Here is a 12,286-nt window from a genome sequence, read left to right on the forward strand (position 1 = left end):
TTATATCAATATAATGAAAGAGTGTGGGTATTTCTATAAAAATAAAGAAAAAGAGAGGTTAAAAAAAGTAAAGTTTTTATTTTTTTAGTAGAAGAATAAAATAGAGCAATCGTTTGCGTAAATTCTTGCGTTTTCGACTTCGTTATGTCATAATAGAAACGAAATGATTGAAAACGCTTTGTTGGGAAAAGATTCGACAAAGTGCTGATTTTATAAAAAAAACAAAGGGGCAAAACCAACATGAACAAAGCAGCAATTTATCATCGTCCAGAAAGTGAATATGCGTTTTTATATACAAAAGATGAGTTGCGTTTGCGACTTCGTACGGCGTTGGACGATATTGAAAAAGTAGAAGTGATTTATGGTGATCCATATGAATGGCTAGGTGGCGTGTGGAAATCTAAGTGTGCGGAAATGAAAAAAACACTAGCGACAGATACGCACCAATATTGGACGAGCAGTGTAAATGCACCGTACAATCGTTTAAATTATGGATTTATTTTGACGGATACGGCAGGGGTGCAAATTTTTTATGGCGACCAAGGTGTTGAGGACGTTGTTGCAACAAGTGAAACGGAATCCTCTGGACTTATGGGGAGCAAGAATTACTTCAAAATGCCGTATTTTCAAGAAATTGATCGATTTAAGCCAGTAGAATGGGTGAAAGAAACCGTTTGGTATCAAATTTTCCCGGAACGCTTTGCCAATGGTGAGTCGGCGAACGACAATGAGAACACGAAACAATGGAATCCAGACGACCACCCAGAAAGAGAAGATTTCTACGGAGGTGATTTGCGAGGGATTATTGACCATTTAGATTATTTGGAAGAATTAGGGATAAATGGCTTGTACTTATGCCCAATTTTTGAGGCTCCTAGCAATCACAAATATGATACAATGGACTATAAAAAAATAGATAGGCATTTTGGAACAGACAAAGATTTTAAGGAGCTAGTTGAAAAAGCTCATGCTCGTGGGATTCGAGTAATGCTTGATGCCGTGTTCAATCATATTGGTGACAAAAGTCCGCAATGGCAAGATGTCGTTCAAAACGGCAAAAACTCAAAATATGTAGATTGGTTTCACATTCATGAGTTTCCTGTTGGTTATAAACCACTGGACGAGCATAATGATGATTCTACCTACGAAACATTTGCGTTTACGCACCGTATGCCAAAATTGAACACCGCTAATCCAGAAGTTCAACGCTATTTGCTAGATATTGCAACGTATTGGATTCGTGAATTTGACATTGACGCATGGCGACTTGATGTGGCAAATGAGGTTGATCATCACTTTTGGAAATTATTCAAAACAGCTTGTGAAAAGGAAAAAGAAGATTTTTATATTGTCGGAGAAATTTGGACGAGTGCTCAAAGCTGGTTGAATGGCGATGAATTTACAGCGGTTATGAACTATGCGTTTACTGGTGCGATTGTGGATTATTTTGCAAAAGGGAAAATTACGCTTGAAAAAATGGTGAGTAATTTGAATACGCAATTAATGCTCAATCGTGATCAGACCAATCAGATGATGTTCAATTTACTTGACAGCCATGACGCTCCTCGGGTTCTCACGCTTGCCAAAGAAGACAAAGATGTTCTCAAGCAAATGTTTGCATTTTTATTCTTACAATGTGGTACGCCAGACATTTATTACGGAACAGAAGTTGGCATGATTGGTGAGGATGACCCAGATAACCGTAAACCAATGGAGTGGCGAGAAGAAAAACAAGATGTAGACTTGTTTGCGTTTTTCAAAAAACTTATCGCTTTTCGTAAGGAAAATAGTCAATTGCTTTCAGAAGGTGAATTGCACTGGAGCGTGGTTGACGAGGAAAAAGGCATAATACAGCTAATCAGAACATTAGGTGAAAGTAAAATGATTGGTACGTTTAATACAGGAGAGGAAGTTGTCAAAGGTGAATTTGGAGAAATCATTTTGACCAACCTTGCGGCACACGTTGACTCAAAAGTTGAAATTGCACCAAAAGGTTTTGTACTTTCCGTGTCTTAGCTTTCTTGTCTAAGCTGAGTTTTTAGAGTTGCATATGGATTTAGAGAGGGGAAGAAGATGATTTTTGAGTTTATAGTTGAATTAATTGGAACGATTTTTATTGAGGGCTGTTTTTTGTTCGTGAAAGATTCTAAAAAGCCACTTTGGTTAAGGATAATCGTTGGTTTGCTAGTTTTTGGCTTTTTCTTAGGGGTAGTAGCGATGTTGTTAATTGTTGCGATTACTATGTGGAAAGAGTTTAAAGTGTTCTCGATTCTTTTCGGTTCAATAGCGTTATTGATTATGGTATTTGTGGTGAATGAATTGAAAAATGCAAGCAGGGAAGAAAAGCCAACCCGTCGTTTTTCAGGTCGTAGATCAAACAAAAGTGAGGGCAAAAGATGAATGTAAACAAGAAAACAAATTGGTGGCAGGAAACTGTTGTTTATCAAATTTATCCAAGAAGTTTTAAAGATACCAATAATGACGGTATTGGTGATTTAAAAGGGATTATAGAAAAACTAGATTATCTGCAAACTCTTGGTATTGGAGCGATTTGGTTGAGTCCTGTTTACAAGTCGCCAAATGATGATAATGGCTATGATATTAGCGATTATGAGGACATCATGGACGAGTTTGGCACGATGAAAGAAATGGAAGAGCTGATTGATGAGGCGAAAAAACGCAACATAGAAATCATCATGGATTTGGTGGTCAATCATACGAGCGACGAACACAAATGGTTTATCGAAAGTCGCAAAAGTAAAGAGAATCCTTACCGAGACTACTATATTTGGGCAGATGAACCAAATGGCTTGAAATCAACGTTTAGCGGTTCTGCATGGGAGTTGGACGAGTTGAGCGGGCAATATTATTTGCATCTTTTCAGCAAGAAACAACCTGATTTGAATTGGGAAAATGAGCGTGTCCGCAAGGAAGTTTATGACATGATGAATTTTTGGATTGATAAAGGAATTGGCGGGTTTCGCATGGACGTGATTGATTTGATTGGGAAAATTCCTGAAAAAGAAATCACGGGAAATGGACCGAAATTGCATGAGTATTTGCAAGAGATGAACAAGGCGACTTTTGGCGGGAAGAATTTGCTGACGGTTGGTGAAACATGGGGAGCGACCCCAGAAATTGCCAAACTCTACTCCAATCCAAATCGAGAAGAACTTTCGATGATTTTCCAGTTTGAGCATAGCGGTTTAGACGAAAAAGGAACGAAGTGGAAAACGAGAAAACTCTCAATCCCAGAGTTGAAACGTGTGTTCGCCAAATGGCAAACGGAGTTGGGACATGAAGGGTGGAACTCGCTTTTCTGGAACAATCATGATTTGCCGAGAATTGTTTCACGCTGGGGAGAAGATAAGGTCTATCGTGTGGAAAGTGCAAAGATGTTAGCGATTCTTCTGCATATGATGAAAGGAACGCCTTACATTTATCAAGGAGAGGAAATCGGCATGACCAATTGTCCTGTAACGGACATTTCACAAGTGGAAGATATTGAAAGTGTCAATATGTATCACGAACGCTTGTCATTAGGGGATAAAAAAGAAGAGCTTATCGCCGCAATTAATGCCAAAGGTCGTGACAATGCACGTACACCAATGCAATGGGATAGTTCGGAAAATGGAGGATTTACAAAAGGTAACGCATGGCTTAGTGTCAATCCGAATTATAAAGAAATCAATGTTGAGCAAGCGTTAAAAGACAAACACTCTATTTTTTATACCTACCAAAAATTAATTCAGTTGAGAAAAGACAATCCACTGATGATTTGGGGAGAGTTTGAACTTGTGACTTCAGCGGATAACGTATTTGCTTACACACGTGAATACAACGCGGAAAAATGGTTAGTCGTAGCGAATTTTTCGGAAAACGAGCAGAAGTTTTCATTTGACGGAAAAGCTAAGCAAGTCATTATTCAAAATTATGATAAAGCGTATCTTGATTTGTCTGATTTGAATTTGTTGCCGTATGAAACGTTTGTCGTGAAATTGTAAAGGGTAGTAAGTTATGGAAAATAAAAACAATCATTGGTGGCAAAATGCCGTAGGCTACCAAATTTATCCTAAAAGTTTTAAAGATACGAATGATGACGGGATTGGTGATATTCAAGGAATCATTCAACAACTTCCTTATTTGAAGGAATTAGGAGTGGATTTTCTGTGGATTAACCCTCTTTATCAGTCGCCGAATGTTGACCATGGGTATGATATTTCAGATTTTCGTGCGGTGCAAGAAGAATTTGGCACGATAGAAGATTTGAAAGAATTGCTTGAAAAAGCTCATAGGTTAGACATCAAAATTTTAATGGATTTAGTCGTCAATCACACAAGTGATCAGCACCCTTGGTTTATCAAAAGTCGTAAAAGCAAAGACAATCCGTATCGCAATTATTATCATTGGGTAGATGCGACACCAGAAAAATGTCCGAATGACTGGCAAAGTTTTTTTGGCGGTTCAACGTGGGAATATGATGAAGCAACAAATCAGGCATATTTTCATATTTTTTACAAAGAACAACCCGATTTGAATTGGAAAAATGAAAAAATGCGTCAGGAAATTTATGAGATGATTCGTTTTTGGCTTGATTTGGGGATTGACGGATTTCGATTAGATGCGATTAGTCATATTCAAAAAGAGGACTGGAATTTTCAGATTACCGACAATCAATGGGCACCATTTATGAATGTAAATGGCATTGAGCAATATATGAGTGAGTTGAAGGAAATTTTTTCTGCCTACGACATTTTGACCGTCGGAGAAGCAAGTGGAGTTACAAGTAAAAAAGCACGTCAATGGACAAATGAGAACGGCTATATCAATATGATTTTTGAGCTAGAGCATAATCACAGAAAAGGTGTAGCTGGTTATGAAAAAATGGATATTTTGGGCTATAAAAAAACAATGGCTCGTTGGCAAAAAGATTTAGCACATGAGGGGTGGAACGCTCTTTACATTGAAAACCACGACAATCCACGCATGAATACGGTAATGGGTAACGAAACAGAAAAATCAGCCAAAGCAATTGCCACAGCTTATTTATTGCTCAAAGGCACGCCATTTATTTATCAAGGGCAAGAGCTTGGTATGACGAATACTGTGTTTGAAACGATTGGTGAAATGGACGATTTGAGTGATAAACATCGTTATCAACTGCTGGTGGAAAGTGGAGTGGACGAAAAACTTGCGTTGCAACAAGTTTCCAATTGGTCACGAGACCATTCGAGAACACCAATGCAATGGAGTGATGCAGAAAACGCAGGTTTTACCAATGGGAAATCATGGCTAAAAACCAATCCAAGCTATAAGAAAATCAATGTAGAACATCAAAAAAATGATGAACATTCTGTTTTCAATTATTACAAAAAATTGATTGCACTTAGAAAGAGTGAAGAAACACTTACGTTTGGTGCGTTTGAATTGCTACTAGCACATGATGAAGATACATTTATTTATTTAAGGAAAACAGAAGAAAAAGAAATCCTCGTTTTAACAAATCTAAGCGAGAAGGTAAAGAAAATTACTTTACCAAATAAAATTACGAACAAAAATTGGCAACTCCTACTCTCCAACACAAATGAACAATTGATTCAAAAGCATTTTGAGATGAACGCGTTTGATGCGTTTGTGTTTGAGCGTAGTATGAAACAAGGAAAATAAGGAGACTAGAAAATGTTTAAAGCAGTATTATTCGATTTAGACGGTGTTATCACGGATACAGCGGAGTATCATTATAAAGCATGGAAAAAATTAGGGGAAGAAATTGGTATTTCAATTGACCGAGAATTTAACGAGCAATTAAAAGGAGTGAGTCGTGAGGATTCGCTGACTAGAATTTTAAATCATGGCGGGCAAGCTGGAAAATTTGGCAATTATACAGAAGAAGAATTTGCTGAATTAGCCAAAAGGAAAAATGACAATTATGTCGAAATGATTCAGCAAGTGTCGTCAAAAGACGTTTATTCTGGGATTTTAGAGCTTTTAAAAGAATTAAAGGAAAACGGAATAAAAATTGCTCTCGCCTCCGCATCTAAAAATGGCCCTGCATTGCTTTCTTCAATGGAGTTGACCGAGTATTTTGATGCGATTGCTGACCCTGCAAAAGTACCACATGGAAAACCTGCACCCGATATTTTTATAGCAGCTGCAAGTGGTGTTGGCGTAAAAGCCTCAGAATGTATTGGAATAGAGGACGCTCAAGCAGGGATTCAAGCAATTAAATCAAGTGGTGCCTTACCAATAGGTGTAGGTCGTGCAAGTGACCTAGGCGAAGACATCGCACTCGTCCCAGACACGAGTAGTTTATCATTAGACTTTTTACGAAAAGTCTGGGAAAATGAAAAGCGAAGTGGGGCGTTTTGAAGTTTGTGGCAGTGAGCCACGTCGTTCATTTACTACTACACTTCGTTTCGCATACAGTCTTTCTAAGAATCAAAGATTCTTGAAAGACTAGCATCGAAACGAAGTTTCGAGCGACGTTGCGAACAGCCACCAAACTTCAGCCCCACGCAGCTAGACCAAGAAAAGCGAAGTGGGGCGTTTAGGAGTTTGTCACAGTGAACCATGCCATTTACTTGCCTGAAGCAGAGCTTCAGGTGGCATTGTGAACAGTGACCAAACTCCTGCCCCACATAGCTAGACCAAGAAAAGCGAAGTGGGGCGGTTTGAAGTTTGCCGCAGTGAGCCGTGCCAAACTCATCTATCCATAGAAAATCAAAAATAATAAACTAATAAACTAAGAAGGGAGGATTACACAAAGTGGTTACAATTAAAGATATTGCTAAAAAAGTCGGAGTCGCACCGTCTACGGTTTCACGTGTCATTCAAGACAATTCTTCTATATCGGAAGAAACAAAAGTGAGGGTACGTCAAGCAATGGAGGAATTAGGCTATGTTCCCAATGTAGCAGCACGCAATTTAGTGCGTGGTTTGACCAATGCAGTAGGTGTGATTTTTCCGCCGACAGAATATGGCGAGCGAACTTCCTCACCATTTTTTATGCAAATACTAAGCAGTATCAATCAAGAGGCGATTAACAATCAGTATACAGTTGCCATTGCAACAGGACGCTCACCAGAACAGTTGCTTGAAAATACGAAGTTGATGTACGGTCAAAAACGAGTGGACGGCTTTATCTTACTTTATGCCAACAATAACGACCCTGTAAGAGAATATTTGCGTAAGCAAAAAATTCCCTATGTTGTCATTGGTACACCAAATGATTTTGAAAATGAAACAACTTATGTAGACAATGATAATCAATTGCTTGGAAAAAATGCGGTTGATGCACTTGTTGAACGTGGGCATGAGCGGATAATGCTTGTGGTGGAGTCAATGGATAATAGCTGGGTGCAAGATAGGTATTACGGCTATATTCGTGGAATGAGACACTATGGCTTGGATACGTTTGAGACGATTGTCCTTGATAGAAAAGAGCCGATGACGATTTTGGCTTTTCAAGAGAGTATCCGAAACTACCGCCCGACAGCTTTGATTGTGGTGGACGATATTTTGAGTTTACGTGTAATCCAACTTCTCCAGATGAGCAATGTTTTAGTGCCAGATGATATTTCTGTTATCAGCTTTAACAATTCGATTTATGCAAAACTTATTCACCCTTACATTACGACTTTTGACATTCATGTCGAAGAATTAGGACGTGTGGCGTTGAAACGTTTGACAGAGGAAGTAAAAGGTGAAACGCAAATGCGTCATGTGAAAGTGATTATCCCACACAGCTTGAAAAATAGAGAAAGTGTCAAAACAAAAACAAAAGGATTGAATCGAGGAGACAGATGAAAACAGATTATCAATATCCATTAAGCCTTGATTGGTCAGTTCAAGAAATGGTTTTCGTGACGAACTTCTATACAAAAATTGAACAGGCATATGAGGTAGGTGTGCGGGTAGAGGAATTGCTTGAGCATTATCAGAAGTTTAAAACAGTCGTTCGCACGATTGGCGAAGAAAAACGTTTGGGGAAACAATTTGAAACGGTTAGTGGCTACTCGATTTACCAATGTGTAAAAATGGCAAAAGAAAAGCAACAGGGCAAAATAAAAATGGAGCGTAAATCTTATGGAAAGAAATCAAGAATGTAAATTGGTCAAAGAATGGATAGTAGAGGTGGGAAATTATATTCGCACGCATATTCATGAATCTTTCGAGGTGGCAGAAAAGGAAAATCGTCAAGATATTGTGACGGAAATGGATAAAAAAGTGCAAAATCTTTTACTTGAGAAAATCCGCACAACGTTTCCAGAGGACAAAGTATTGGCAGAAGAAAACGGTCTGTCTGAAATCGAAGAAATGTCAGGACGTCTCTGGATTATCGACCCAATAGACGGGACGCTGAATTTTTATTTCCAAAGAGAAAATTTTGCGATTATGGTGGCACTGTTCGAAGACGGGATTGGGCAATTAGGTTTCATTTACGATGTGATGAATGAGCAAATTTACTGGGGTGGCAAAAATATTGGTGTTTATCGCAATGATGAACGTTTGATGTCGCCAAAGAACACCGCACTCTCAAACGGATTGCTTGGCATTAATGCGTTCATGTATGCAGAAAATATTGAGCATACACGTGACATTGCGGACAAAAGCATGGGGGTACGTGTGTATGGCAGTGCAGCGATTGAATTTATCCATCTCTTGCATGGTCGCATTATCGCCTATCTTAGCAACCTTGCACCGTGGGATTGGGCGGCAGGTAGCGTGCTGGCAGAAGAATTAGGCTTGGAATTTTCTGCCTTAAACGGAGGGGAATTAAGTTTTGACACTCGGAGTTACTACATTGTTGGTACGAAAGAATTGATGAAAGAAGTTCGTGAAACTTACATGAAATGTTAAGAATCGCTTGAAAAAATAGGAAGGACTAGCATATAGATTGCATAGCCCTTTTTTTTGTCGTATATTGGTATAGTTAGGGTTGTTATTTCCAATTTAACGTTAGAAAATCTCACATAACAATCTGTAAAAAGTAGAAATGGAGGAAATTAGATGAATAAAAGGACGTATTTAGCTGAAATGGTATTGACTGTATTGGCTTTTTTCTTTGTAGGTACATTTGCCACAAAGGCAGAGGAGAAAGTATATACAATTGTTTTAGACTCAACATACGCACCATTTGAATATCAAGCAGAGGACGGAAGTTACGCAGGGATTGATGTTGACTTGCTTGATGCGATTTCTAAAAGCGAAGGCTTTAAAGTAGAAAAGAAATTCCCAGGTTTCCAAGCGGCAGTTGACCAAGTGCAAGCAGGGCAAGCGGACGGAATTATCGCAGGAATGAGTATTACAGACGAGAGAAAGAAAAGTTTCACATTTTCAGAGCCGTACTTTGACTCAAGTATCGAAATAGCAACGAAAAAATCAGCAAAGGATATTAAGACTTTAGATGATTTAAAAGGCAAAAAAGTCGGTGTAAAAAACGGCACAGTTTCTCAAGAATGGCTAGTGAAAAACGAGAAAACGTACGGTTATTCGCTCAAGATTTTTGATGAAGGCTCACAAATGTATGACGCACTCAACATCAATGATGTGGTGGCGATTATGGATGATGCACCAGTTATTGATTATGCCATTACGCAAGGGAAAAATTTTGCGACACCGTTTAAACCAGTACCAATCGGTCATTATGGTTTTGCGGTGAAAAAAGGGAAAAATGAAGAACTTGTCAAAATGTTTGACAAAGGATTGAAAAAGCTCAAAGAAAATGGCAAATACGACAAAATTTTAGCCAAATATGTGGGTAATGACGAAAAAGCGACAGAAGAGTCTGAGAAAAAAGAGGAAAAAACATATACGATTGTTTTAGACTCAACCTACGCACCATTTGAATATCAAGCAGAGGACGGAAGTTACGCAGGGATTGATGTTGATTTGCTTGATGCGATTTCTAAAAGCGAAGGCTTTAAAGTAGAAAAGAAATTCCCGGGTTTCCAAGCGGCAGTTGACCAAGTGCAAGCAGGGCAAGCGGACGGAATTATCGCAGGAATGAGTATTACAGATGAGAGAAAGAAAAGTTTCACATTCTCAGAACCGTACTTTGACTCAAGTATCGAAATAGCAATCAAAAAGTCAACTAAAAATATCAAGACTTTAGATGATTTAAAAGGCAAAAAAGTTGGTGTAAAAAACGGAACAGTTTCTCAAGAATGGCTAGTGAAAAACGAGAAAACGTACGGTTATTCGCTCAAGATTTTTGATGAAGGTTCACAAATGTATGATGCACTCAACATTAATGATGTGGTGGCGATTATGGATGATGCACCAGTTATTGATTATGCCATTACGCAAGGGAAAGACTTTGCGACACCGTTTAAACCAGTACCAATCGGTCATTATGGTTTTGCGGTGAAAAAAGGAACAAATGAAGAACTTGTCAAAATGTTTGACAAAGGATTACAAAAACTCAAAGAAAATGGCGAGTATGATAAAATTCTAGCGAAATATGTTGGTGGTGAAGAGGCGACTCAAGAGGCTGAAAAGAAAGAAAGTGTAGACGAAAGCACATTTTCAGGACTTCTTTCAAACAACTGGGAGCAGTTGCTAAAAGGCTTGGGCAATACGCTTGTCATTGCTTTAGTGTCGTTTGTTTTGGCAATGATTGTCGGTGTTGTTTTCGGTTTATTCTCGGTTGCACCAATCAAAGCGTTGCGTGTATTATCAAGTATTTATGTAGATATTATCCGTGGGGTGCCACTTATGGTATTAGCTGTATTCATTTTTTACGGTTTGCCAAATGTCTTCCCGATTTTGAAATTAAATGACTTTGTCGCAGGGATTCTCGCATTGACTTTGAACGCTTCAGCGTATATCGCAGAAATTGTGCGTGGAGGAATCAATGCCGTTCCAGCAGGACAAATGGAGGCAAGTCGCTCGCTAGGGCTTGGTTATACTCGCACAATGCAAAAAATTATCTTGCCACAGGCTATTCGCATTATGGTACCAAGTCTTGTCAATCAGTTTGTTATCTCGCTAAAAGATACGACAATTATTTCCGTTATCGGAGTAATTGAGCTGTTGCAAGCAGGGAAAATTATTGTAGGACGGAATCTTCAAAGTTTTAGAGTGTACTTGATTGTAGGTGTGATGTACTTAGTTGTCATCACCGCCTTGACGAAACTTTCTAAAGTATTAGAGAGGAGAATGAAATAATGTCAAAAAATCAAATTGTTGTAGAACATTTAGTGAAAAGATACGGTGACAATGAAGTTTTAAAAGATATTTCTGTTACCTTTAAAGAAGGGGAAGTCGTGTGTATCATTGGACCTTCTGGAAGCGGAAAATCAACGTTTCTTCGTACGCTCAACAAATTAGAAGAGGCGACAAGTGGAGAAATTATCGTTGACGGATTCAATTTGACTGATAAATCAACGGATATTAACAAAGTTCGTCAGCATATCGGCATGGTATTCCAGCATTTCAATTTGTTCCCTCATTTGACGGTGTTAGAAAATATCACACTTGCACCAATTGATTTAGGGAAAATGAGCAAGGAAGAGGCTGAAGAAAAAGCGATAAACTTGCTTGAGTTGGTCGGTTTGGCGGATAAACGTGATGAAAAACCAGAAAAACTCTCAGGCGGTCAGAAACAACGTGTAGCAATCGCAAGAGCTTTGGCGATGAATCCAGATGTTATGCTATTTGACGAGCCAACGAGTGCCTTAGACCCAGAAATGGTTGGGGACGTGTTAAATATCATGAAAAAACTTGCCGAAGAGGGCATGACAATGTTAATTGTTACACACGAAATGGGGTTTGCCAAAAACGTAGCCAATCGCGTTATGTTCATTGACGGCGGACATTTCCTAGAAGACGGCACCCCAGAGCAAATTTTTGATCATCCACAAAACCCAAGAACCAAAGACTTCTTGGATAAGGTGTTGAATATTTGACGATTGAAACGAGCTTCGGCTCGTTTTTTTTGGCTCTATACTAAATCGTGTGGAATAACAAAAATTCCATGCGATTTTTTTGCATAAAAAAAGACATCTCGTTTACAATGTAAGTGCCTAACCCAACAGTAAAGGAGATGTCTTCATGGATAAGTGTACAAGAGAATTACTAGGATTTCAAGATGAAAGTTTGATATTTGAAAAGGACCGTTGGTTTTCTAGAGGGGTAGATAAGAAAAATAGAAAATTCAACAGAATTGATGGGCTATATGCGAAAGTTCCTACGCATTGCGAGAGTTGTGGGGTTCTATTTCAGAGCTCAGCAGATTACTATAAACATGGAACTATCGCAAATAAGCGAGTGATTCAGGTTCCAG

10 protein-coding genes and 1 pseudogene are annotated in these 12,286 nt (G+C 38.7%); all 11 read left to right on the forward strand.

All coding sequences use genetic code 11. The features are described 5' to 3' along the window. The first annotated feature begins 240 nt into the window (after positions 1 to 240). The gene (locus B5D30_RS05245) at positions 241 to 2,016 is read left to right on the forward strand and encodes a glycoside hydrolase family 13 protein (protein ID WP_078806984.1); all 1,776 of its coding nucleotides are present in this window, start codon (positions 241 to 243) and stop codon (positions 2,014 to 2,016) included. 57 nt (positions 2,017 to 2,073) lie between these two features. Continuing rightward, entirely contained in the window at positions 2,074 to 2,400 is a 327-nt protein-coding gene (locus B5D30_RS05250) for a hypothetical protein (protein WP_078806985.1), read from the forward strand. Further along, complete coding sequence (locus B5D30_RS05255; protein ID WP_078806986.1) at positions 2,397 to 4,004, forward strand: glycoside hydrolase family 13 protein; 1,608 nt, start codon at positions 2,397 to 2,399, stop codon at positions 4,002 to 4,004. The genes B5D30_RS05250 and B5D30_RS05255 overlap by 4 nt, the downstream gene beginning before the upstream one ends. A 13-nt stretch (positions 4,005 to 4,017) precedes the next feature. Continuing rightward, positions 4,018 to 5,667, forward strand: coding sequence for a glycoside hydrolase family 13 protein (locus B5D30_RS05260; protein WP_078806987.1), 1,650 nt, complete (start codon positions 4,018 to 4,020; stop codon positions 5,665 to 5,667). Between the two features lie 12 nt (positions 5,668 to 5,679). After that, complete coding sequence (gene pgmB / locus B5D30_RS05265) at positions 5,680 to 6,369, forward strand: beta-phosphoglucomutase (RefSeq protein WP_078806988.1); 690 nt, start codon at positions 5,680 to 5,682, stop codon at positions 6,367 to 6,369. Between the two features lie 396 nt (positions 6,370 to 6,765). Beyond that, complete coding sequence (locus B5D30_RS05270) at positions 6,766 to 7,806, forward strand: LacI family DNA-binding transcriptional regulator (RefSeq protein ID WP_078806989.1); 1,041 nt, start codon at positions 6,766 to 6,768, stop codon at positions 7,804 to 7,806. After that, the gene (locus B5D30_RS05275; protein ID WP_078806990.1) at positions 7,803 to 8,108 is read left to right on the forward strand and encodes a UPF0223 family protein; all 306 of its coding nucleotides are present in this window, start codon (positions 7,803 to 7,805) and stop codon (positions 8,106 to 8,108) included. Before B5D30_RS05270 ends, B5D30_RS05275 begins: the two co-directional genes overlap by 4 nt. Then, positions 8,086 to 8,859 (forward strand): inositol monophosphatase family protein, encoded by a 774-nt coding sequence (locus B5D30_RS05280; protein WP_078806991.1) that lies wholly within the window; start codon positions 8,086 to 8,088, stop codon positions 8,857 to 8,859. The genes B5D30_RS05275 and B5D30_RS05280 overlap by 23 nt, the downstream gene beginning before the upstream one ends. Positions 8,860 to 9,009: 150 nt before the next feature. Then, positions 9,010 to 11,169 carry an amino acid ABC transporter substrate-binding protein/permease gene (locus B5D30_RS05285; RefSeq protein WP_078806992.1) on the forward strand — a complete coding sequence of 720 codons (2,160 nt, stop codon included), beginning with the start codon at positions 9,010 to 9,012 and terminating at the stop codon, positions 11,167 to 11,169. After that, a complete protein-coding gene (locus tag B5D30_RS05290; protein ID WP_078806993.1) occupies positions 11,169 to 11,909 on the forward strand; it encodes an amino acid ABC transporter ATP-binding protein in 741 nt (246 codons plus the stop codon). Before B5D30_RS05285 ends, B5D30_RS05290 begins: the two co-directional genes overlap by 1 nt. Positions 11,910 to 12,054: 145 nt before the next feature. Further along, a pseudogene (locus B5D30_RS05295) lies at positions 12,055 to 12,286 on the forward strand (hypothetical protein); the annotation flags it as partial.

The sequence above is a fragment of the Pilibacter termitis genome (assembly GCF_900167335.1).
In the GTDB taxonomy this organism is placed as follows: domain Bacteria; phylum Bacillota; class Bacilli; order Lactobacillales; family Streptococcaceae; genus Pilibacter; species Pilibacter termitis.